Origin of the sequence: Actinoplanes sp. NPDC026619, assembly GCF_040638295.1 — a bacterium.
Lineage (GTDB): Bacteria > Actinomycetota > Actinomycetes > Mycobacteriales > Micromonosporaceae > Actinoplanes.
In genome coordinates, this window is sequence record NZ_JBEZYA010000022.1 from 36,307 (window position 1) to 57,349 (window position 21,043).

General features: G+C 67.8%; 21 protein-coding genes, 1 tRNA gene and 1 pseudogene. 9 read left to right on the forward strand and 14 right to left on the reverse strand.

The window, feature by feature from the left end; genetic code table 11:
* Positions 1-73: 73 nt before the first annotated feature.
* Positions 74-943 carry a helix-turn-helix transcriptional regulator gene (locus AB0E90_RS37005; protein ID WP_360416334.1) on the forward strand — a complete coding sequence of 290 codons (870 nt, stop codon included), beginning with the start codon at positions 74-76 and terminating at the stop codon, positions 941-943.
* Here AB0E90_RS37005 and AB0E90_RS37010 read toward each other — a convergent pair.
* The 3 genes from AB0E90_RS37010 to AB0E90_RS37020 are packed head-to-tail and all read right to left on the reverse strand — an operon-like array spanning position 937 to position 4,258.
* Positions 937-1,896, reverse strand: coding sequence for an aldo/keto reductase (locus AB0E90_RS37010; RefSeq protein WP_360416336.1), 960 nt, complete (start codon positions 1,894-1,896; stop codon positions 937-939). The genes AB0E90_RS37005 and AB0E90_RS37010 overlap by 7 nt on opposite strands.
* Before the next feature lie 57 nt (positions 1,897-1,953).
* Entirely contained in the window at positions 1,954-2,277 is a 324-nt protein-coding gene (locus AB0E90_RS37015; protein ID WP_360416338.1) for a hypothetical protein, read from the reverse strand.
* Complete coding sequence (locus AB0E90_RS37020) at positions 2,270-4,258, reverse strand: hypothetical protein (protein WP_360416340.1); 1,989 nt, start codon at positions 4,256-4,258, stop codon at positions 2,270-2,272. The genes AB0E90_RS37015 and AB0E90_RS37020 overlap by 8 nt, the downstream gene beginning before the upstream one ends.
* Before the next feature lie 265 nt (positions 4,259-4,523).
* Between AB0E90_RS37020 and AB0E90_RS37025 the strand changes: the two genes are divergently transcribed.
* Positions 4,524-5,237, forward strand: a complete 714-nt coding sequence (locus AB0E90_RS37025) for a class I SAM-dependent methyltransferase (RefSeq protein ID WP_360416342.1) — start codon at positions 4,524-4,526, stop codon at positions 5,235-5,237.
* 75 nt (positions 5,238-5,312) lie between these two features.
* Here the strand turns inward: AB0E90_RS37025 and AB0E90_RS37030 are convergent, their stop codons facing one another.
* The gene (locus tag AB0E90_RS37030; protein WP_360416344.1) at positions 5,313-5,843 is read right to left on the reverse strand and encodes a YbhB/YbcL family Raf kinase inhibitor-like protein; all 531 of its coding nucleotides are present in this window, start codon (positions 5,841-5,843) and stop codon (positions 5,313-5,315) included.
* Between the two features lie 327 nt (positions 5,844-6,170).
* On the opposite strand from AB0E90_RS37030, the gene AB0E90_RS37035 reads away from it, so the two are divergent.
* Positions 6,171-7,355 carry an ATP-binding protein gene (locus AB0E90_RS37035; RefSeq protein ID WP_360416346.1) on the forward strand — a complete coding sequence of 395 codons (1,185 nt, stop codon included), beginning with the start codon at positions 6,171-6,173 and terminating at the stop codon, positions 7,353-7,355.
* Here AB0E90_RS37035 and AB0E90_RS37040 read toward each other — a convergent pair.
* The 6 genes from AB0E90_RS37040 to AB0E90_RS37065 form a co-directional block, all read right to left on the reverse strand.
* Complete coding sequence (locus AB0E90_RS37040; protein ID WP_360416348.1) at positions 7,345-7,986, reverse strand: GNAT family protein; 642 nt, start codon at positions 7,984-7,986, stop codon at positions 7,345-7,347. The two genes, AB0E90_RS37035 and AB0E90_RS37040, sit on opposite strands and share 11 nt — an antisense overlap.
* A gap of 43 nt (positions 7,987-8,029) precedes the next feature.
* Positions 8,030-8,452 (reverse strand): NlpC/P60 family protein, encoded by a 423-nt coding sequence (locus AB0E90_RS37045; protein WP_360416350.1) that lies wholly within the window; start codon positions 8,450-8,452, stop codon positions 8,030-8,032.
* A 640-nt stretch (positions 8,453-9,092) separates the two neighbouring features.
* Complete coding sequence (locus AB0E90_RS37050; RefSeq protein ID WP_360416352.1) at positions 9,093-9,683, reverse strand: DUF4352 domain-containing protein; 591 nt, start codon at positions 9,681-9,683, stop codon at positions 9,093-9,095.
* Positions 9,684-9,861: 178 nt separating this feature from the next.
* A complete protein-coding gene (locus AB0E90_RS37055) occupies positions 9,862-10,824 on the reverse strand; it encodes an NAD(P)H-quinone oxidoreductase (RefSeq protein WP_360416354.1) in 963 nt (320 codons plus the stop codon).
* 88 nt (positions 10,825-10,912) lie between these two features.
* The gene (locus tag AB0E90_RS37060) at positions 10,913-12,319 is read right to left on the reverse strand and encodes a ricin-type beta-trefoil lectin domain protein (protein ID WP_360416356.1); all 1,407 of its coding nucleotides are present in this window, start codon (positions 12,317-12,319) and stop codon (positions 10,913-10,915) included.
* Positions 12,316-14,175, reverse strand: a complete 1,860-nt coding sequence (locus AB0E90_RS37065) for a ricin-type beta-trefoil lectin domain protein (RefSeq protein ID WP_360416358.1) — start codon at positions 14,173-14,175, stop codon at positions 12,316-12,318. Before AB0E90_RS37065 ends, AB0E90_RS37060 begins: the two co-directional genes overlap by 4 nt.
* A 219-nt stretch (positions 14,176-14,394) precedes the next feature.
* Here AB0E90_RS37065 and AB0E90_RS37070 point away from each other — a divergent pair.
* Positions 14,395-14,479: transfer RNA gene (locus AB0E90_RS37070), tRNA-Ser, on the forward strand.
* A 460-nt stretch (positions 14,480-14,939) separates the two neighbouring features.
* Here AB0E90_RS37070 and AB0E90_RS37075 read toward each other — a convergent pair.
* Positions 14,940-15,185: pseudogene (locus AB0E90_RS37075) on the reverse strand (integrase); the annotation flags it as partial.
* Between the two features lie 102 nt (positions 15,186-15,287).
* On the opposite strand from AB0E90_RS37075, the gene AB0E90_RS37080 reads away from it, so the two are divergent.
* The 5 genes from AB0E90_RS37080 to AB0E90_RS37100 all read left to right on the forward strand — a co-directional run bounded on the left by AB0E90_RS37080 (position 15,288) and on the right by AB0E90_RS37100 (position 18,171).
* Positions 15,288-15,503 (forward strand): HAD-IA family hydrolase, encoded by a 216-nt coding sequence (locus AB0E90_RS37080; RefSeq protein ID WP_360416360.1) that lies wholly within the window; start codon positions 15,288-15,290, stop codon positions 15,501-15,503.
* A 234-nt stretch (positions 15,504-15,737) separates the two neighbouring features.
* A complete protein-coding gene (locus AB0E90_RS37085; RefSeq protein WP_360416362.1) occupies positions 15,738-16,253 on the forward strand; it encodes a hypothetical protein in 516 nt (171 codons plus the stop codon).
* Positions 16,254-16,327: 74 nt separating this feature from the next.
* Entirely contained in the window at positions 16,328-16,795 is a 468-nt protein-coding gene (locus tag AB0E90_RS37090; RefSeq protein WP_360416364.1) for an SAM-dependent methyltransferase, read from the forward strand.
* Positions 16,796-16,818: 23 nt separating this feature from the next.
* Positions 16,819-17,499, forward strand: coding sequence for an SDR family oxidoreductase (locus tag AB0E90_RS37095; RefSeq protein WP_360416366.1), 681 nt, complete (start codon positions 16,819-16,821; stop codon positions 17,497-17,499).
* 195 nt (positions 17,500-17,694) lie between these two features.
* The gene (locus AB0E90_RS37100) at positions 17,695-18,171 is read left to right on the forward strand and encodes a crosslink repair DNA glycosylase YcaQ family protein (RefSeq protein ID WP_360416368.1); all 477 of its coding nucleotides are present in this window, start codon (positions 17,695-17,697) and stop codon (positions 18,169-18,171) included.
* Between the two features lie 242 nt (positions 18,172-18,413).
* On the opposite strand, the gene AB0E90_RS37105 is transcribed toward AB0E90_RS37100, so the two are convergent.
* From AB0E90_RS37105 to AB0E90_RS37115, 3 genes are read right to left on the reverse strand one after another with little or no spacing between them, the layout of a single operon-like run.
* Positions 18,414-19,154 (reverse strand): CDP-alcohol phosphatidyltransferase family protein, encoded by a 741-nt coding sequence (locus tag AB0E90_RS37105; RefSeq protein WP_360416370.1) that lies wholly within the window; start codon positions 19,152-19,154, stop codon positions 18,414-18,416.
* Position 19,155: 1 nt separating this feature from the next.
* The gene (locus AB0E90_RS37110; RefSeq protein WP_360416372.1) at positions 19,156-20,217 is read right to left on the reverse strand and encodes an iron-containing alcohol dehydrogenase family protein; all 1,062 of its coding nucleotides are present in this window, start codon (positions 20,215-20,217) and stop codon (positions 19,156-19,158) included.
* Positions 20,205-20,936 (reverse strand): phosphocholine cytidylyltransferase family protein, encoded by a 732-nt coding sequence (locus AB0E90_RS37115; protein ID WP_360416609.1) that lies wholly within the window; start codon positions 20,934-20,936, stop codon positions 20,205-20,207. The genes AB0E90_RS37110 and AB0E90_RS37115 overlap by 13 nt, the downstream gene beginning before the upstream one ends.
* Positions 20,937-21,043: the final 107 nt, after the last annotated feature.

Sequence of the window (21,043 nt, forward strand, 5' to 3'; positions counted from 1 at the left end):
GGAGCAGTTCGGGCCGGTTCGGTCGTTCTGCCAGACCTACCTTGGGGCGCGGACCGGGCGGCATCATGGGGGCATGACCCATCCGTACGCTCAAGAGTTGGGTGATTTTCTGCGTGCCCGGCGCAGCCGGCTGCGTCCGCGCGACGTCGGCCTGGAGCCGGGCGGCCGGCGCAAGGTCACCGGTTTGCGGCGCGAGGAGCTGGCCCTGCTGGCCGGGTTGAGCACCGACTATTACCAGCGGATGGAGCAGGGCCGGGAGGTGCGCCCGTCCGACGACGTCCTGGACTCGCTGGCTAGCGCGCTCGGCCTCGACGACGAGGAGCGCCGGCACCTGTTCACCCTGGCCCGCGCCGCTCGCCGGCCGATGCCGGCGCGGGTGGATCGCGAGCCGGAGCGGGTGCCGGACAGCACCCGGCGGCTGTTGCGGGTGATGAGCACCCCGGCGGTGGTGCTCGGCCGGCATCTGGACCTGCTCGCCTGGAACCCGATGGCGGAGGCGCTGCTGGGCGACCCGGACGGTTACCCGCCGGACCGGCTCAACATGCTCCTGCTGATGTTCGACGACACGCTGACCCGCCAGCGGAGCTGCTCGGACTGGGAGCGGCAGGCGCTCGACTACATCGGCATGATGCGCGCCGCCGTCGCCACTGACCCGACTCACCCGCGGGCCACCGCGATCGTCGGCGAACTGAGCATCCGCAGCGCCGACTTCCGGCGGTTGTGGGCCCGGCACGACGTGCGCGAGTCGGTGAGCGGCACCAAGATCTTCCGGATCCCCGAGGTCGGCGACATCGTTCTGGACTGGGACAGCTACCCGCTGCCCGGCAGCCCGGGCCCGGTCATGCTGGTCTGGACGGCCGATCCAGGCAGCGCCGACGCGGACCGGTTGCAACTTCTGGCGTCCTTGCACGCAACCCGATCCGCGTCCGCGGTTGATCAGTAACGGGTTCCGGCCGGCGTGGGCAGAGCGTCCAATTCGGCCAGATCGGCGGCGCCGAGGGTCAGGTCGGCGGCGCCGGCGTTGTCGGCCAGGTATTTCGGCGTCTTGGTGCCGGGGATCGGGATCACGTAATCGCCCTGCGCCAGCACCCAGGCCAGCGCCACCTGCGCCGGGGTGGCGCCGAGTCGGTCGGCGATGGCCCGCACCCGTTCCACGATCGCCTGGTTCGCCGCAATCGTCTCCTGCTGGAAACGCGGCAGCCCGCGACGGAAGTCGTCCTCGGGCAGGTCGTCGACCGACGCGAATCGGCCGGCCAGGAAACCGCGGCCGAGCGGCGAGAACGGCAGGAACGCGATCCCCTGCTGCTCGCAGTACGGCACCACCTCGGCGAGCGCGTCCCTGGTCCAGAGCGACAGCTCGGACTGCACCGAGGCCACCGGGTGCACCGCCTGGGCGCGCTTGATCTCGTCGACGGAAACCTCGGACAGCCCGATCCGGGCCGCCTTGCCGGACGCGACCGCCTCGGCCATCGCACCCCAGGACTCCTCGATCGGCACCTCGTCGTCGATCCGGTGCAGCTGGTAGAGGTCGACGTGGTCGGTCTGCAGCCGCCGCAGGCTGCCGTCGATCGAGGTGCGGATGTATTCCGGCCGGCCGTTCCGGACCAGGCCGTTCGTGCCGGCACTGACCAGCCCGACCTTGGTCGCCAGCACCGCCCTCTCCCGGTAACCGCCGACGGCCAGCGCCTGCCCGACCAGTTGCTCGTTGGTGTGCGGCCCGTAGACGTCAGCCGTGTCGATCAGCGTCATCCCGCGGTCGACGGCGTCATGGATGACGGCGATCGAGGTGGTGTCGTCCCGCTCGGCGGCCAAGTCGTAGGCGTGCGTCATGCCCATGCAGCCCAGCCCGATGACACCCACCTCGGGTCCGCCGCCACCCAGAGTGGTCTTGCGCATGCCGCTCTCCTCCCACAGTCGTTTGGACCAACCCTGCCTCGTACTCGATCTTTTTACCTAAAGTCCCGGTATGGGGTTCGGGTGGCGAGAAAGTGCTGTGACGGTCTCCGGCCTGCTGGTCCTGGCGAGCGCCTTCCTGCCCTGGTGGGCGGTCGACGTGCGGGTCGGCGGCGCGAGCGGCATCCACGTCGAGACGTACTCCGGCTCGGCCTGGCAGATGTCGACCCGCTGGACCGCCGCCGTGCTGATCGCGGTCGGCGCGACCGTCGCCTGGCTGATCCGGCGCTCGATCCGCGGCCCCGTCGCCTGGCCGGCCTGGGTCGGCGTCCTGGCCGCCGTCGTGGTCTCGCCGGTCCCGAGGGAACCGGCGGCCTCAGTCAATATCGGGGCCGGTGAGAACCGCGTTCGGGTCGTCGACCAGCTTGCGCACGTCCCAGATCCAGGCGCCGCCGGTCCAGGTGGGCTCGAAGCCCAGCAGCTCGGACATGGCGCGCAGCATCTCGGAGTCGCGGACCTGCGGGGTCAGCATGACCACGGCGGCCTTCCAGTAGCGGAGGTCGGCGAGGGTCATCTCCCGGCGGATGTCGGTGATCTCGGGGATCGGGTTGCCCTGCTTGACCGAGATGATCAGCCCGTTGGTGGGCCGCCACGGCGGCGAGAAGATCGCGGTGCGGTCGGTCGGGTTCAGCGGGTTCTGGTTGGGCAGCAAGGCGTACGCGCCGGCGATCCGCATCTCCTGCCCGGTCAGCGCGCTCCACCGGATCGCGTCGGGGTTGCCGGAGTCGGGCAGCGGGAGGCTGACCACGGTGTGGTTGTCGTCGACGTACTGCTTCCAGGTGCCGGAGGTCACAAACTCGGGCGTGGGCACCATCTTCTTGGTGGCCAGCGGGGTCGGCACGAGCGGCACCAGAGCCATCGCCACCGCAGTGATCATCGCCACGCGAACCGGGCCGCGGGCCGACGGCTGCGCCTTGACGAGCGCGATGGCCCGTTGCACGCCGAGGGCAAGCAGAATGCCGACGGCCGGGGCGATCGCCATCGCCCAACGGGTCGGAACGGCCGAGTTGAGCACCGGAACGCTGTGCAGGACGGCCCAGATGCCAGGAACGCCAGTGTTGATCCCATTGAGGAAAATTCGCGGTCCGAGCGACATCGCGGCAAAAAGAAGCGCAACACCACCAAGAACCAGGACCGCTGCCGTACGCCGCATCCAGACGATCAAGCCGAAGAACAGAATGACCAGTCCCCAGCCGAAGAATGCGTTCTCCTCCTGCGGATTCTGGGCGAGACGCTCGGCCAGCACGGAGTTTCCGGCGACCGACCGACTGGAATAAGCCGTGAACGAACCCAGATCCGAACCGAAGTTACGAACGAACTGCGGCAGGCCCTGATAGCTCTGCGGACCGAAGAACTGAACCGACAGCGGATAGGCCAGCACCGCCAGCGAGACCGACCCGGCCACCAGCAGGCCGCGCATGAATCCGCGCGCCTCCCCGGGGAACCTCTTGCGCCTGACCAGGCCCATGATCGCGCAGAAGAAGCCCAGACCGACCGCGGTCATGAACAGGATCTCGAGGTTGATGAAGGCCTGCCAGATCAGCAGCCCACCGAGAATGAGCCCGTTACGCAGCGCCCGGCCGGCCTCGCGCAGTCGTAGCGTCCGCCAAATGATCAGCGGGACCAGGAATTGCGAAACAATGTTCGGATGGCCACCGGCATGCGCCACCATGCTCGGCGCGAATGTGCAGAAGAGCGCACCCACCCAAGCGGCCAGCCGGGAACTCACGAACTGGCGGGAGAGAACGAAGTACCATGAAATGCCGGTGAAAGCCAAGGCGAGAGTGAGAAATACGTTGTACGCCACATGTGGGCCGAACAGAAGGGTCACCGGCGCCAGCGGCAAGGAAACGGCCAACACCGAGGTGTTGGCCATCATGTTCACCCCATCGGGGTAATTCATACGATCCGAGAAGAACGGATAGACGCCGTCGGTGAACACCCGCGCACCATGCGCCAACATCCACTCGAAGAATGCCTGATCCTGCGGATCGTCGAGTGACTCATGATCAAGATTGAGCCACAGCGGTGAGGTCAGGTAGAGCGCTACAGCGATGAACGTCGCTATCGCAAGGACGTCCCGCCAGTTGAGCCAGCGCCACCGGCGAGCGGGCTCGACGAGCTCCCGCTCCTGCTCAGGGGCGGCTTTGACCGCGGGAACGACGGAGACCGGTGCGGTCGTCGCGACGTCCGTGTCCAGTGCAAGTAGCTCCGCGTCCAGGTCCTCGGTGTCGGTCGATTGTCGAGGCGGCAGAACGTTCCCGCCGGCCGACTGGCCTGTCGAGTCAATACCCGTAATCGTCATAGCATCGGCGAGCCTAACCGAGGTTGGTAACAGTGTTGTGTCGAGCAGCCCATGCGTGATCGACCCGATATGAAGGTTGTATTCCGGGCATCGGCAGCTTGCGGGACAGGTAGACCGGCGAACCCCAGTACCCGACCCCGCTATGTCTCAATCAGGCAAATAATGGGTGGCTGGGGGCCGCTCAACTTTCGGTTCAGCGCGCCGGATGGTTAACTCGTTCGGTCCCGCTGTCAGCTTCGATCGGCAAGACGAGGGAACCACACTTATGGCAGACATCACTGGAGACCAGCGGATCCAGTCCGAAGTGCTCGAAGGCCTCGCCACGGCGGTCAACCACCGGCGATGGTTCGTCGAGCTCGCGCTCCCGTACCTGGGAGACAACCCGATCGAGATCGGTAGCGGTCTCGGCGACTACGCGATCGAATGGGCTGAGCACCTTCCGCGGTTCACGGCGACTGAAGCCGACCCCGACCGGCTGGTGCAGCTCAAAGAGCGCATGGCCGACCACCCGAACATCGACGTCCGGCAGATGCTGTTGCCGAGCGCCGAGGCGAACGGTGAGTACAGCGCCGCGGTGTCGTACAACGTCCTGGAACACATCGAGGACCATGTCGGCGCTCTGCGCAGCATGGCCGAGCTGGTCCGCCCCGGCGGCCGGATCATCCTGATCGTGCCGGCCTTCATGTTCGCGATGAGCCAGGTCGACATCGCGACCGGGCACATCCGGCGCTACACCAAGAAGTCGATGCGGGCGGCCATGACCGAGGCCGGCCTGACCATCGAGAAGCTGCACTACGCCAACGCGCTGGGCCTGATCGGCTACTACGGCGCGACCAGCATCTTCAAGCTGGCGCCGAAGGAAGGCCCGATGGTCAAGGTGTACGACTCGCTCGTGCTGCCGGTGACCAAGGCCGCCGAGTCGATCGTCAAGCCGCCGTTCGGCCAGTCGGTCTTCGTGGTGGCGCGCACCCCGGCGTAACCAAACTTCGCGGGACACAAAAGCCGCCGGGTTTCCACCCGGCGGCTTTTTGCGTGCGGTGTCAGCCCGGCCGGGTCAGCCGCGGACCTGGAAGGTCGGGCGGATGGTCGCGCGGGCCAGCGTGTGGAAGGCGAGGTTGAAGCCGACGTACGCCGGCGTGGCCTCCGGGCCGACCTCGAGCTTGTCGACGTCGATCGCGTGCACCGCGAACACGTAACGGTGGACCCGGTCGCCGGGCGGCGGCGCCGCACCACCGTAGTTGTTCTCCCCGTAGTCGTTGCGGACACAGAACGCGCCGTCCGGCAGCTGTTCGATGCCGCGCTCCAGCTCGGTCACCGTCGCCGGGAGGTTGACCAGCACCCAGTGCCAGAAGCCACTGCCGGTCGGCGCGTCCGGGTCGAAGCAGGTGACCACGAAGCCCCGCGTCTCGGCCGGGAAATCCGACCAGGCGAGCTGCGGTGACAGGTTCTTGCCGCCCACGCTGGTGTGCGCGAACAGATCGTCCAGCGGCTGCCCGTCCGTCACGTCCGTGCTGGTCACCGTGAAGGACGGGACCGAGGGCAGGATGTCGTACGGATCCGGGGCCGCGGCGCGGTCGAGACTCATGGCGATGTCCTCCGGCGAGATGGTGAAAACCTTCTCTGCATTCCCACTCCGAGCGAGACTAACCGCCCGAGATGACGCCGAGCTTGCCGCCCTATTGCGGCGCCCCGTCACCCGAGCGGGGAAACGCACAGGTGGTGCGGTCCGGTAATAGGGGACGGGTTCATGCTTCTGTCTGACATCCGATCGGGTGCGTGCGGCAGAGATCCCCGCGCCCGGTGGAGATTGCCAGCAAGTCGGCACTCGCCTGCGGGCGGGTGCCGACTGCTGTATCCGGAACCCATCGTGACGTGCCGCCCGGAATGAGAGCATTTGAGGGTGGAAGCCCCTGTGCCCGTCGATGAACCGGCCCGGCTTGCGGCGCTGCACGACGCCGGGGTCCTCGACACCGGGCCGGAAGAGGACTTCGACGACATCGCGCTGCTCGCCGCGGAGATCTGCGGCACACCGATGGGCCTGGTCAGCCTGGTCGACACCGATCGGCAGTGGTTCAAGGCCAAGGTCGGCCTGGACCTGACCCAGGTGCCCCGGGAGCTCTCCTTCTGCACACACGCCATCAATAGCCACGAGCTGCTCGAGGTGCCGGACGCGGTCGCGGACATCCGGTTCGCCGACAACCCGTACGTCAAGGGTGGCATTCGCTTCTACGCCGGCGCCCCGGTAGTGCTGGACGGCACGTACGCCGTCGGCACGGTCTGTGTGGTAGATCACGAGCCCCGCGAGCTCACCGACGCCCAGCGGCGCGCCCTGCGCAGCCTCGCCCGGCACGCCTCGGTGCAACTGGAGCTGCGCCGTTATGCCCGGCACGCGGGCGACATCGCCGACCGGATGCGCCAGCTCGACCGGATGAAGGACTCGTTCCTGGCCACCGTGAGTCACGAGCTGCGCACACCGCTGTCGACCATTCGCGGCTACCTGGAGATGCTGCTCGAGGGCGACTTCGACGGCGAGACGTCGCGCCGGTTCCTCTCCGTGATGTCACGCAACTCCGACCGGCTGCTGCGGCTCATCGACGAGCTGCTGCTGGTGGCCCGCCTCACCGACGAGGCGATGGAGCTCGACGTCACCGAGCTGGACCTGGCCGACCTGACCCATCAGGTGACCACCGGCTGCCGGGTGCTGGCCGAGCACAAGCAGGTCACCCTGCGTGACCGTACCCAGGGCCCGGTGCCGGCCCGGGGCGACGCGAAGCGCCTCACTCAGGCCCTCAACCACCTGGTCGTGAACGCCATCAAGTTCACCGCCGAGGGCGGCGAGATCATCGTGGACGCGACCGCCGACGGCGAGCCGGAAATGACGATCACGGACAACGGGGTCGGCATTCCCAGCGAGGACCTGCCGCACGTGTTCGACCGGTTCTACCGCTGCGCGTCAGCCGACGTGATGGCGGTGCAGGGTCCCGGTCTGGGCCTCGCGATTGTCAAGTCGATCATCGAGGCGCACCACGGCAGCGTGCACCTCGCCAGCGAGGCCGGGGTCGGCACGACGGTGCGCCTGACGCTGTCTAGCCGATGAACATCTCTCGGCAGGAGGCCAGGCCCTCGATCTCGACCGGGATGCGGCGGGCCGCCTCCCAGGACGGCCGGTCCAGGCGAAGACGACGACCGGTGATGGGTACGCCGCGGATGACGTGCCGTTCGATGCCGTCGTCGGCGTAACCGAGCTTGCGTGACACCGCGTACGAGGCGTGGTTGTCGGCGAACGCCTCCGACGTCGCGAACTGAGCGCCCAACCCGTTGAAGGCCAGCTCGAGCACGGCCGCGCGCATCTCGGTGCCGTAACCCTTGCCGTGGTCGGCGCGACCGATCCAGGAGCCGGTGCCGACCTCGCGCCGCACGGCGAACCGGGTCGCGTCGGTGCTCTGAATGCCCACCACCCGACCGTCGGCCAGCGCCACCAGACCGAGCGACCAGTTGTCCGGCTGCCACGACGCCCAGGTGCCCCAATGCCACTGGAGCACACTGCCGGCGACCTTCTCCGGCGGCTGGTCGGTCCATTCCGCGGTGAACGGCTGCACCGCCGGATCGTGCACGCCGGCGGCGGCGATCTCGCCCAGCTCGGCGAGCTGGGCGAGATCGGGCAACCGTAATTCGAGCCGTGGCGTGCGGAGCACGAGACCGAACAGCGGCCAATTGTCGACAATCATGATTGCGATTGTCGCCGCCGCAAACAATCAAGTGAACCGATTTTTACAGGCGCTCGACCGCCAGCCCCGAATAGAGCTTGCGATACACCACGCCGGTCCGGTGGTTACCGGCGTCGATCATCATCCCGTTGCCCATGTAGATACCCACGTGGCCGGGTCCGACGACCAGGTCGCCGGGGCGGGCCTGACTACGCGAGATTCGGCGGGCCCGGGCGGCCTGCGCGCCGGAGGAATGCGGCAGGCGGATTCCGGCGCGGGCGTACGCCTGCTGGGTGAGGCCGGAGCAGTCGAAACCACTCGCTCCCTCGCCCCCGCTGACGTAGCGCCGGCCGACTTGCTCCCTGGCGTACGCGATGACGGCGGTCATGTTGCCCAGCCGCATCACCCGCTGGTGCCTCCGCGGCGCCGCCGCGTGCCGGGTGACGACGGTCCGGACCCGGCTGACCGGCCGCCGCGCCGAGCGCACCCGGACGCTGCGCGTGACGTCTGCGCTCCTCCGAGGTTCGGCGGCCCGGGGCTCGGGACGCGCGTGGCGGGTGGGACGTGCGGGGCGGCGAGATGCTGGTGTGACACGGGGTCGTACCGTCGTCGGGCGCAGTGCCGCCCGACGGATCGTGGCGCGCGAGGCGCGCCGGGCAACGACCGCCCGTGCGGCGAAAGCGGACTCGGGGTCGAGACGGACCGTTTCCGGGCGGTTCCGGTCGTCACTGACCGGGGCTGCCGGAGGCGCCGCTTGGACAGCGACGGCACGCTCGACGGGCTCTAGGGCCGGGGTGACCGCGGCCAGCGCAATAGCGCCGGCGGTCAGAACCCGACTCGCGGACGGACGGTGCAGCGTTGCCTCCGAAATCGGCCCGGGGCACTCGCGCGAATCCCATAGGTACGGCTATAACGTCTAGCCGCAACCGTACCGCCCGTCGATGGACGGCAATGGGAACCCGGACAACTCGTCATTTCCGTCGACCATGCCAACACAGATCGGTATTCCGTTGGGGCCGAATTCGCACAATCACCCTCGCCCAATCGAGGAAAAGAATGGTTTTTGAGCTGTCGATCGCCGTGTTTCGATTTCCGGAATTGTCGCCCGTCCCGGGCGTGTCCGAACCTCAGGAGAGGGAGATTCGTGCCCCGCGGGCCTCCGCGGACCCATGTATCAACAGGGCGGAAAGCCTCGTTCCGGCCGGAACGTCAAAAGCCAGAACACCGCGTACGGTGGTCGCCGCCGGCACCTCGTCGAGCAGCTGTTCGTTGAGGAACGCGGCGGCGCGATCGTCGACCGCGTAGGCTCGCCCATGACGGTCAACGGCACGCTGAGCGCTGCCGTCGAAGAGCCGCGGCTCCCGACCGGCGTTCTCGACGACCACGCTGACCAGGCAGAACTCGCCTTTCGGCCGCTGACTGAGTTCGGCCGGCCCGATTGCCGGCACGCCGCACCGCAACCTGGTGACGGTGACGATGAAGGCGCCGTCCGCGCCGGTGCGGCTCAGAAGCACGCCGCCCTCGGCACGCGGGGAAACAGCGGACGGGGACGACCCGGCGGACGCCGGCGCCACGGCCCGGTCATCGCCGTCGCGGGTCGCCGCGAAGGCCCCCGAGCCCACGGCGATCGCACCGGCCACCGCGGCGGCGATCCAGGGCCACCGGCGTCGCCGGCGCGCGGCGGGGACGACGACTTGACGGTGCAGCGTGGTGGTCACGGCGGCTCCCCGAACCGGGGCTCGGCGACAAAATGCGCGACCTCAGCCCCCGGCTCACCGCCCAGAGTCGCGGCCACCATGCTGAGCACTGACTGACCGCAGGGCGTGTCGACTCGCCGTATATCGGACTTATCCGGCCATAAACTCCATAAAATGCACTCGAAAGTGCTACGTTCCCCTACGGCAACAGCAGAATCTTGCCGAGGTGATCGCCGGCCTCCATGAGGTCGTGCGCCTCGGCCGCCGCGGCCAGCGGCTTCGTCGTGTCGATGATCGGCTTGATGGCGCCGGCCTCGACCAGCGGCCACACCTCGCGCTGCACGCCGGCGACGATGCGGGCCTTGTCGGCGATGGGCCGGGCGCGCAGCGACGTGGACGAGATCGAGCCACGCTTGGACATCAGCTGGGTCAGGTCGAGCTCGGCCTTGCGCCCGCTCTGGAAGCCGATCACCGTGATCCGGCCGTTCGGCGCGAGCACGTCGATGTTGCGGGAGAGGTATTTCGCACCCACGATGTCGAGCACCACGTCGGCGCCGGCGCCGGCGGTGAAGTCCTTTGTGGCCGCCACGAAGTCGTCGGTGGTGTAGTCGATGACCAGGTCGGCCCCGAGGGCGCGCAGTCTCTCGTGCTTGCTTTCCCGAGCCGTGGTCACCACGGTGGCGCCCAGCGCCTTGCCGAGCTGCACCGCGAACGTGCCGATGCCGCTGCCGCCGCCGTGCACCAGGAGCGTCTCGCCCTTGCGCAGGCGGTCGCGGTCGACGACGTTGGACCAGACGGTGCACGCGACCTCGGGCAGCGCCGCCGCCTCCTGCAGCGAGAGGCCGGTCGGCACCGGCAGCAGCTGACCGGCCGGGATCGCCACCTTTTCCGCATAGCCACCGCCGGCCAGCAGGGCGGACACCCGCTCGCCCACGTGCCGGCCGGTGACGCCGGGACCAACCGCGCTGATCACACCGGCGCACTCGAGCCCCGGATAGGCCGAGGCGCCGGGCGGCGGCGGATAGAAGCCCTGCCGCTGGGACACGTCGGCCCGGTTGACGCCGGCCGCGGTGACGTCGACGACCACCTCGCCCTCGCCGGCCACCGGGTCGGGCACCTCGCGCAGGACCAGCCGCTTGTCTTCGATCACGATCGCGTGCATGGCCTTAGCTTGCCCGAGGCGTGCGACAAAAAACCGGAGGGGCCCGCGAGCAGCGCCCACCGCTGCTCGCGAGCCCCCGTTCTCCCGGTCAGCCCTTGTAGGCGCCGATGATCTTCGTGAACTGGTAGGCCGACTGGGACACGCCACTGCACGTGTCGTCGTTCGGATACCCGCCCGAGCACTGCCGGTCCCGGTTCAGCGACCAGAACGTCAGGCGGGCAATCGTGTGCTGCTGGGCGTACGCCGTGATGGTCTGCATGTCCGCGAGGGTGACCACCGCGTTCTCGTCGGTGATGCCGTTCATCGACGAGATGCCGACGTGCTTGTAGGCCTCCGCGTCCGACCAGCCGTACGCCGTCTTGAGCCGGTTCTTCAGCCCGTCCGCCGCCTGGATGGTGAGGGCGCCCTGGTTGTTGCCGGTGCTGCCCCAGTCGAACGTCATGATGCCCCAGCCGTCGACCACCAGACCGGCCGCGGCCGCCCGGTTGATCAGCGAGGCGTCCGGCCCGGTGGTGTAGCTGCCGAGCGTGATGTAGGTGGTGATGCCGGGGTTGTTGGCCTTGATGGTCTTCAGCGCGTCGACCGTCTTCTGCTGGTCGGCCGCGGTGTTGTACGGCGTACCTTCGATGTCGATGTCGATGGCCTTGAGACCGTACGCGTTGATGACCTTCTGGTAGGCCGCGGCCAGCGCCGACGCACTCGAGCAGGTGTGCTCGAGCCACGGTCCGGCAGCGCCGCCGAACGAGATGACGACGTCACCCCCGTTGGCCCGGATCGTGTTGATCGCGGTCTGGTCCGCACCGCCGGTCAGCGCCCGGCTGCCGTCCCACTTCGGGTCGCAGGTGCCGCTGTTCAGCATGAACGCCATCGTGAACCACTTGACCCCCGTTGCGCTCGTGACCGTGGTCAGGTTCGGCGGGTTGCCCCACCCGGTGTAGTAGTAGGGCGCGACCGCCTTGATCCCGGGACCACCGGTCGTCGGCGGCGTGGTGGTGGGAGGCGTGGTGGTCGGCGGAGTCGTACTTCCGCCGAATGTCCACGTCTGGTTCGACGTAGCCGTACACGACCAGATTTGAAGCTTTGCGCCGTTGGCGGTGTTCTTGTCCTTGACGTCCAGGCACTTGCCCGACGCCGTGTTGATCAGAGTGCCGTTCGACAACGTCCACTTCTGGCTGGCCACCGTGTCGTAGCAGTCCCAGAGGTGCACGACCCCGCCGTCCGCGGTCGAGTTGTTCGCGACGTCCAGGCACTTGCCCTTGCCCTGCACCGAGCCGTTGTCGGCGAGCGTCCACTGCTGATTGGAGCTGCCGGCCACGCAGTCCCACAGCTGCGGCTGATTGCCATTGGCCGTCGAACCCTCGGTGACGTCGAGACACTTGCTGTTCAGCCCGCTGACCAGGGTGCCGGCGCTGGCCGCCGAGGCGGTGGTGATGCCGATGATGCCCATCGTCGCGACCACTGCCGCGCCGCCGATGATTGCTAGGAGCCGTTTCATGCCGGAACCTGCCACTTCTGGTTGGCGGCGCCGGTGCAGCTCCAGATCTGCATTTTGGCCCCGTTGGTGGTCGAGTTGTCCTTCACGTCGAGGCACTTGCCCGACGCGGAGTTGATCAGCGTTCCGCCGGAGGCGGTCCACTTCTGCGAAGCGACGGTCGAGTAGCAGTCCCACAGGTGCACGGCGGCACCGTCCGAGGTGGAGTTGTTCGCCACGTCGAGGCACTTGCCGAGGCCCTTGACCGAGCCGTCAGCGCCGACCGTCCACTGCTGGTTGGCGCTGCCCGAGACGCAGTCCCAGAGCTGAGGCTGGTTGCCGTTGGTGGTCGACCCGCCGGTGACGTCGAGGCACTTGCCGCCGAGCCCGGTGATCGCGCCCGTTTTGTCGGTCGGGGTCGTGGTGGCGCCGCTCCACGTGAAGGTGGCCGACGTCTTGGTGGGCAGTGAATACGTGAAGGACTGCCCGCCCCAGTTGACCTTGATCGACTGGGTGCTGCCGCTCGTGTTGTACGCGATCAGCGCCTTCGACCCGTCGCTGTTCTTGAAGGCGACGTTGGGGACGGTCGAGTTGGCCGACGAGTCGATCCGCACCGCGCCCGGCTTCACGAACTTGGTGAGGTGACCCATCGTGTAGTACTCGACGGTGTAGTCGACCTGACCGCTACGGCTGTCGTTGCGGTGCACGGTCACCAGCCCGGTACACGTTCCGCAACCACCGTTGTGCGGACCCATCGCCTCATCGACGGCGAGCGACCACTTGGTCCAGCTACGACCCCAGTTGCGGAAGTAGTCGATCAGGTCGCCCATGTCGTCGGCCTGCTGGTTGCCGACCCAGGTGCCGCCCGAGTGCTCGGTCATGTAGGCATTGACCGACGGGTACTGGTTGTGGACGGTGGTGGCCGTCGACGGCGACCCGGCGTAGTCGTGCCACGCGATACCACCGAAGTTCGGGTGGTTACGGATCGCGGTGTCGGCGAGCAGCGGCGCCACCCACGTGTCGTACGTGTCGAAGTTCCAGTCGCCGACCAGCAGTTTGGTGCTCAGTCCGGCGGCCTGCAGCGCGGGCAGCAGGTTCGTCTTGGCGAAGTACTGCAGCCCCGAGGTGGTCCACTGCATCGACGGATAGCCGGCGCAGCAGCCGGGCTCGTTCTGCTCGGTGACGTACCGGATCGGCACGCCCTGAGCCTGATAACCCTGGATGTACTTGACGAAGTACTGCGCGTAGGCCGAGTAGTACTGCGACTGCAGATACCCCTGGCTGTACGCGTTGTTGTCCTTCATCCACGTCGGAGCCGACCAGGGCGAACCCATGACGAACATCGAAGGATTGAGGCCGTACGCCTGCTTCGTCAGCGCCATGATGTCGGCGTCCCGCGAGAGCGAGAAGTCGTTCACGTCGCAGCAGGTGGTGTCGTACGAGTAGCTGTTCTGCGCCAGGTCGGACGACCCGATGACGTTACGCAGAGCACTGACGCCGATGCCGCTGCTCGGACTGAACAACTTGGTCATGACGTCGCTCTGGGTAGCCGCGGAAAGCGCTCCTGAGCCCTTGATGTCGAAAGCGGCGGTGTCGGTCATCGACGCGCCGGCGCCCTCGAACGGCTGGTAGGTGGTGCCCTCGTTGACGGTGATCGTCTGGTTGGCGCTGCCGCTGCTGCTCGCGAACGAGGTGGGGGTCTGTTGCTGCAGCCCGCGGGTGACGGTGCGACCGCCACTGTCACTGGTAGTGGTCAGGTAGACATTGACCGCCTCGTTCGCCGCGAAGGCCTGCGGCGCCGCGACCACGATGGCCGCCGCAAGCACACTCGCGGACGCCGCAACGATCAGCGTCCTTCTTCGGGGAATGGGGATGGACATGGTTGGGGACTCCCTTGCCGTTGGTGGGGGCCGTGGCCGGGATTGGTAAGGCAAGTGAACAATAAACACCTGGGTCGATGCCTTGTCAACCAGCAAGCACCTCGAAAAACGCAGGGTTTTGCCAGCTCAGACCCCTGTTAAGACTCTTAATACAAGTTTCGCTTAAGAGGGCCCGGCCGACGGCGCAAGCCGATCTGGCAGACTGGGAGCGCAGCACCGGGAGGGCTCGCCTAGTGGCCGATGGCGCCGGTCTTGAAAACCGGTATGGGGAAACTCATCGTGGGTTCGAATCCCACGCCCTCCGCTCGATCACGAGCAGCAAAACCCCCGCCGACCTGCACCAGTGCAGGATGACGGGGGTTTCTGCGTCTTACCGCTAAGTCTCACCCGATCCATCGCGACCCAGTCGATCTCGCTCCGCGCGACAAATACGCGACAACACTTGTTATCAGGCGAGGCCCATCGACCAGCGGAAACGCTAACTACCGGTCGGCGGCTTCCGGCGCACTTTCACGGTCCAGAGGAGGTTGCCGGCACAGACCACGGTGCAGGCACCGAACAAAACCGGCGTCCACCAGGGGCCGCCCGGCGTCCACCACGACGCCAGAGCGAGCCAAGCACAAACAATCAGGAGTCCAGTCCAACCAGAAACCACGGCACACGCTGACCGGCCACGCGCATCCTCGATCCGTCAGGTCATCGATAGCTTTGAGTGAAAGGTATCGGACTTTCTGTAACCACTCCGTGTCAGGAATCGACGGAAAGAGTGCCGCACCGAACCGGCGACGGGCTGCCTCGTCCTTGCCTTCGATGCACTTCGCGTAGACCTTCGGCAAGGCGTGCACGCCATGCCCCGCCCACTCCGCGACCTGGGTTGCCGGAACGCCTTCGTTCAGACAGAGCGAGACTGCGGCGTGTCGCAGGTCGTAAGGACGCCAGGCCAGCGGCGAGCGCTGCTGGGCCGACGAGAAGGCCAGCCGGCGTGCGGCCCGCCAGACACGCGAGTACGTCTCCTTCGACACGGAGCCGTGGACCGCTCTGCGCGGCCGAGCTGGGCGCCGTCGAGAGCGCCGCGCCGCCCTCGTACAGCAGTAGCAGTCATCGCGTACCTGGTGGCATATCCCGTCACCGGCTACGCCGCCCCGATCGTCGTCCCCGCATCCGCCGATCCGGCACGGATGAAGCCGAACCCCGAACCGTTCCTGCAAGCAGTCCGAGACCTGGGTGTTCAGCCGGGCAGGTCCGTCCTCATCGGAGATTCTTTCGCCGACATCGAGGCCGGCCGCGCCGTCACCCCGATCATGGTGGCGATCATCGACAAGTTGTGACCTTCGCAGGTTGCCTCCAAGGCCCGGCCGGAGGCAACCTGCGGCCGATCGACTCAACCGCTGTCTGCTCCCTGCCGGAACACGGTGCCGGCGAAGCCTTCCGCGTGCTCAGCGGCCGTTCGGAGGACGGAAAGCTGTCCACGTGTAGGAGTCCGTCAAGATCAACATTTAGTTGATCATGGGACCTCGTACTGGAACTCAGACGGGGAAATTGTTTTGAACAAGAAGTGGTCCATGTTCCTGGTTGTGCCCCTGGCCGCCATGGCGCTGGCATGTGGAGCCGGTAACAGCGACGACAAGGGCGAAGCCGTCGCCGGCGCCAGCGCCGAGGCCGCCGTCGACAGCGCGGCCAAAGACACTGACGAGCCGGCCGACGGGGTCTACAAGTTCGGTCAGACGGTGAAGTTCAAGGACGGCAGCACCCTGACCGTCAGCAAGCCGCAGACCTTCAAGCGCGACAAATACGCCGCCGGGGGCGAGAAGTCGAAAATCTTCGTCAAGTTCAAGTCGACCTTCAAGAACAACACCAAGGAGGTCTTCGACCCGGCGCTGACCACCGGCTCCGTGTCGGCGGGTGGCGAGGAAGGCGACGACATCTACCAGGACGGATTCGATACGCCGCAGAACAAGCTGCTGCCCGGCAAGTCGGTCACCTGGTGGATGGGTTACGGCGTGAACACGAAGGACGATCTGCAGCTCGAGGTGAGCATCGGCTTCCTTGATTACGGCACCGTCTTATTCACCGACTGAGCCGGTCGCGGCCGAGCGCCCGGGAATCCGCTTCGAAACCCGGGCGCGGCCGTCGGCGGGGATAGCCTCTGGCGATGCTGACCTTCGAGATCACCCCGATAGGTACGGTTCGTAACGAGCGGACGGATGTTCAGCACACGGACAACTGGGGCGCGGTGCGCAGCACGATCGTCGTGGACGAACGTTTTGGTGATGCGTGCCTCCATGGGCTGGAGGGCTTCTCCCACGTGGAGGTCCTCTTCATCTTCGACCAGCTGGCGGAGCTCGACGATTACCGTGAGCCCGCCCCTTATCGCGGCCGGCCCGATCTTCCGCCGATGGGAGTGTTCGCCGGCCGCGGCCCCCGCCGGCCGAACCGCATCGGGGTGACGTGCTGTGCCATCGAGTCCGTTCGCGGCCGCGAATTGACGGTGGTCGGCCTCGATGCGGTCTCCGGCACTCCGGTCATCGACCTGAAGCCGGCGATGGTGGAGTTCAGCCCGCCGGACATCAAGCAGCCGGAGTGGGTCAGCCGGATGATGTCGGAGTACTTCCAGCCCTAGGCGTGGCTGATAGCGTCGAAGCCGTGGATCTTGAGCTTGGCGGGCACGTTGTCCTGGTGGTGGGTGGCACGGGGCTGATCGGGCGGGCGGTCGTCGAGTGGCTTCGTGAGGAAGGCGCCACGGTTGTCGTGGCCTCGCGGAATGCCGTCGACGGGCTGACTCTCGATGCGCGGGACCCGGACTCGGTGACCGCGGCGATGGACACGGTGCTGACGCGGCACGGGAAGCTCGACGCGCTCGTGGTCGCGGCGGCGCCGAGCGCGCGGACCCTCGACGCGTCCCGCCATGCCGATCCGGAGCAGGTCCTGGATGCGATCGACGCGAAGGCGATGTCGTTCCTGCGACTGGCCAACGCGGCGTTGCCGGTCATGACCCGGGCCGGCTACGGGCGGATCGTCGGTGTCAGCGGCCAGAACGCCTTCCTCACCGGCAACGTGACCGGTTCGGTGCGTAACGCCGCTCTGATCATTGCGGCGAAGAACCTCGCCGACGTGGTCGCCGGGTCCGGCGTCACCGTCAACACGGTCAGTCCGGGGATTGTGTCCGAGACTCCGGCGACCGAGGTGGAGGCCGGCCGCGGTGGGGAGTCGAGTCCGGCGCAGATCGCCGACCTCGTCGCATTCTTGGTCTCGCCGCGCGCGGCCGCGATCTCCGGTGAGTCCATCGCGGTCGGTCACCGCGTCCGTGGTGTGACCGCGATGTAAGTGTCGTACCCCACACCTAGGGTTTCCGCATGGAGATGGGGTGGCGGGAAGCGTGCGGGCGGCGGTTGCGACGGCATGGGCTGGCCGCGCCCCTGGCCGGGCCTGCTGCCGCCGCGGCGGCGATGTGCGGCACCCATGCGCAGGTGATGTCGGCCGCCGAGGTCTCGATCGGGCTCCGGCTGGCCGACGGGACGTGTGCGGGAGGCGTTGTCGGCCGACCACAGCCTGATCAAGACGTTCGGGCCGCGCGGCACGGTTCACCTGCTGCCGGCGGCCGACCTGGCCATGTGGTGCGGGGCGCTCGGCGGAGTGTCTCCGGCCGGTCAGCAGGCCTCCGGCGTGCGGCTCACGGCCGAGCAGACCGACGAGCTCGTGGCCGCTCTCGGCGTCGTCCTGGCCGGCGCCGAGCTGACCGTGGACGAGATCACCGCGGCGCTCGCCGACACGGTCGGCGCCTGGGCGGTCGAGCCGGTGATGCCCGCCTTCCAGACCAGGTGGCCGCGCTGGCGGCAGATGGTGAGCGTCGCCGCGTTCCGCGGAGTGCTCTGCTTCGGCGCGACGCGGGGCCGCAAGGTCACTTACACGAACCCGGCGCGCTGGCTGCCGGGCTTCACCCCCGCGCCGCACGACGAGGCGATCAGCTGGCTGCTGAGTCGCAATCTGCATGCGTAGGGGCCGGCTGCCCCGCGGCATTTCGCGCGCTGGCTGGCGTCGCGGCCGGGCTGGGCCGCCACGCTGTTCGGCGCCGCCGACCTCACCGAGGTCGGGCTGGAGGGCGGCCGTGCGTGGGTGGCTGCCGGCGATATCGATCCGAGCGAGCAGCTGGGTGACCAAGTGCAGCGGGTCGGCGCCGTCCTCGGCGTGCGACCGAGCCTCACCGTCGGCACGATCGCTGTCGGTGCGCACGCATAACGTCAGCCGCGCAGGGCCGCCCGGGCCGAGAAGACCACGCTGGCGGCCAGGAAGGCCGCGTTCACCAGGGTGAACAGGCCGATGAACCAGACCGTCCACTGTGGGGCGATGATCAGGACCAGGCCGGCCAGGGCGATCACGGCGCCGTAATCGCGGACCAGCTTCACCAGGCGGACCGGCAGGGAGCGGCTCGTCACCATGCTTGACGCCTGGTCGCCGCCCTGCATCACCGACGTGACCAGGTTGACCATCCAGGTGCCGGCGAAAGCGGCCAGCAGCCACGCGGGAGTGTCGGACACCTGCGCCTTGGCCGTCGCGGCCAGGGCCGAGACCAGGGAGATCTGCACGGCCACGTCGCAGAGCACGTCCAGGCGACCGCCGGCGATGCTCGTCTGGCGGGTCACTCGGGCCAGTTGGCCGTCGGAGCAGTCGAAGGCGTACGCCAGCTGCCAGCCGACCAGTGCGAGCAGGCCGATCGGCCAGGCCCACACCCGGCCGTCGGCCACCGGGCCGGCCGCCGCGATGACCACGAACGAGACCAGGCAACCCAGGCCGAGATTGAAGACGGTGAGCACTGACGGCGCCAGGCCGCGCTTCTGTGCACCGACCGCGATGCGAGCGCCGATGTGCTGGCTCACGGCCTCGCTGAAGAGCCCGCCTCCGCGATTCACGGCGTAGTAGTCGGCCGCGGAGGGGGCGGAGGATGCGGAGGGTGCGGCCGGGGCCGGTCCGTCGGAAGGCATTTCAGTGGTCCGCGACTGCGTCGACATACTGGGCCAGCTTTCGGCTTATCTCGTCCGGGCTCATGGCCAGGTGCTCCAGGATGGTGTAGCGGTCGGGGCGGGTGCGCGGAGCGAACGCGACCGCCTCGACGAACTGGTCGGCGTCGAGATCGACGTCGGCGGGCACCCGAGGCAGCCGGTGCCGGGCCAGGCATTGGGCCATCTGCGCGAAGCGGCGTTCGTCGCCGCGCAGGAACGTGCAGAACAGCGCGCCCAGCCCGGCCAGTTCGCCGTGCGAGGCGGTGCCGGGGAAGAGCGAGTCGACGGCGTGCATGATCTCGTGGCAACCGCCGGAGGCCGGCCGGCTGCTGCCGCAGACCGCCATGGCCAGGCCGCTGGAGATCAGGGCCTCGGCGAGCACCGTGACGAACGCGTCGTCGGTCATGTCGCCGGGCATCGTCAGGATGGCCTCGGCGCCCATCCGGGCCAGCGACGACGCCAGGCCGTCGACCGGCTCGCCGCGCACCTCACGGGCCAGTTCCCAGTCGGCCAGCGCGGAGATGTTGCTGATCACATCGCCGATGCCGCCGCGGTTGGCCCGTTCCGACCCATTTTCCACAAAATCCAAATCGACGATCACACCAAACGGGATGTGTACGCCGTACGAGCCCTTGATCCCGTCGTGGATGAGGCTGGCCACCGGGGAGGCGATGCCGTCGTTGGCGAGGCTGGTGGCCACCGAGATCATCGGCAGGCCCCAGCGGTTGGCCGCGTACTTCGCGGTGTCGACCGTGGTGCCGCCGCCGATGCCGACCACCGCGTCGTAGCTCCGGGCGCGCAGTTTGCCGGAGAGCTCGAGCGCGGCGTCCAGGGTGCCGCCGGAGGTGGTGTAGACGTCCGCCGCGCCGAGTGTCGGACGGATCAGGTTAACCACCCGTTCACCCAGACCGGGGCCGACCACCACCGCGACGTCGCCGCCGGCCGAGATCCGGCCGTCGGCCAGGATCCGACCGAGGTCGGCCACCGCACCTCGGCGTACGTCGATGTGCAGTGGCGTCTGGATGCTCCGGGCTAGTAGCGGCATGCAATCTCCCGGGCCTTGGTGAGGTCGTCGTGATTGTCGACCTCGACCCAGCTGACCTCGCCGATCGTGGCCGCGCGCACCTGGCCGCCGCGGTTCGCGTACTCCTGGAAGCCGTCCTCGTAGTAAAGGTTCGGGTCCCGTTCGAAGGTCGTCTTGAGCGCGTCGGCGAGATCGGCGGCGGCCGAGGCTTCGATGATGTTGGCGCCGATGTACTCGCCGAACGCGTCGGCCGGATCCATCAGCTTCGTGATTTTGGCGAGCTGTCCATCTTCCCGGAAGACGGTCTTCATCTCCTCGTCAGCCAGCTTCTTCACATTGTCGATGGCGAGCAGGATGCTCGGGCCACGATTCGCGAGGAGGGTCTGCTCGACGCTCACGGGATGCACGGTGTCGCCATTGACCATCAACGCGCCCTGCGCGAAGTGGTCACGGGCGAGCCAGAGAGAGTAGGCGTTGTTCCACTCCTCAGCCTTGTCGTTGTGCACGAGGCTGATCTTGACGCCGTACTTCTCCTGGAACGCGGACACCCGCTCCTCGACAGCGCCGGCGCAGTAGCCGACGACGATCGTGACGTCCGTCAGTCCGGCTGCGGCCAGATTGGCCAACGAGATATCCATGATCGTGGTGTCGCCGTCCACCGGAACGAGCGCCTTCGGCAGTGTGTCGGTGTACGGGCGAAGCCGACGTCCGGCACCTGCCGCGAGAATGAGTCCGATCATGGGTTTTTCCATACTTCCTGTCGGGGGCACGCGTGTGGCCCCGCGAGGATAACCGTCGGTGTCTCAGACCGCGGACCAGACGAGGCAGAGAAAAATCCTATAGAGGC

What these genes read in the sequence shown, in the direction of transcription:
- AB0E90_RS37030 (WP_360416344.1), bottom strand. Translation starts at nt 5,843, where the DNA reads ATGAGTCTCGACCGCGCCGCGGCCCCGGATCCGTACGACATCCTGCCC.
- AB0E90_RS37115 (WP_360416609.1), bottom strand. Translation starts at nt 20,936, where the DNA reads ATGATCGGACTCATTCTCGCGGCAGGTGCCGGACGTCGGCTTCGCCCG.
- AB0E90_RS37005 (WP_360416334.1), top strand. Translation starts at nt 74, where the DNA reads ATGACCCATCCGTACGCTCAAGAGTTGGGTGATTTTCTGCGTGCCCGG.
- AB0E90_RS37040 (WP_360416348.1), bottom strand. Translation starts at nt 7,986, where the DNA reads ATGATTGTCGACAATTGGCCGCTGTTCGGTCTCGTGCTCCGCACGCCA.
- AB0E90_RS37065 (WP_360416358.1), bottom strand. Translation starts at nt 14,175, where the DNA reads ATGTCCATCCCCATTCCCCGAAGAAGGACGCTGATCGTTGCGGCGTCC.
- AB0E90_RS37105 (WP_360416370.1), bottom strand. Translation starts at nt 19,154, where the DNA reads ATGCCTTCCGACGGACCGGCCCCGGCCGCACCCTCCGCATCCTCCGCC.
- AB0E90_RS37020 (WP_360416340.1), bottom strand. Translation starts at nt 4,258, where the DNA reads ATGACGATTACGGGTATTGACTCGACAGGCCAGTCGGCCGGCGGGAAC.
- AB0E90_RS37055 (WP_360416354.1), bottom strand. Translation starts at nt 10,824, where the DNA reads ATGCACGCGATCGTGATCGAAGACAAGCGGCTGGTCCTGCGCGAGGTG.
- AB0E90_RS37060 (WP_360416356.1), bottom strand. Translation starts at nt 12,319, where the DNA reads ATGAAACGGCTCCTAGCAATCATCGGCGGCGCGGCAGTGGTCGCGACG.
- AB0E90_RS37010 (WP_360416336.1), bottom strand. Translation starts at nt 1,896, where the DNA reads ATGCGCAAGACCACTCTGGGTGGCGGCGGACCCGAGGTGGGTGTCATC.
- AB0E90_RS37025 (WP_360416342.1), top strand. Translation starts at nt 4,524, where the DNA reads ATGGCAGACATCACTGGAGACCAGCGGATCCAGTCCGAAGTGCTCGAA.
- AB0E90_RS37085 (WP_360416362.1), top strand. Translation starts at nt 15,738, where the DNA reads ATGTTCCTGGTTGTGCCCCTGGCCGCCATGGCGCTGGCATGTGGAGCC.
- AB0E90_RS37090 (WP_360416364.1), top strand. Translation starts at nt 16,328, where the DNA reads ATGCTGACCTTCGAGATCACCCCGATAGGTACGGTTCGTAACGAGCGG.
- AB0E90_RS37110 (WP_360416372.1), bottom strand. Translation starts at nt 20,217, where the DNA reads ATGCCGCTACTAGCCCGGAGCATCCAGACGCCACTGCACATCGACGTA.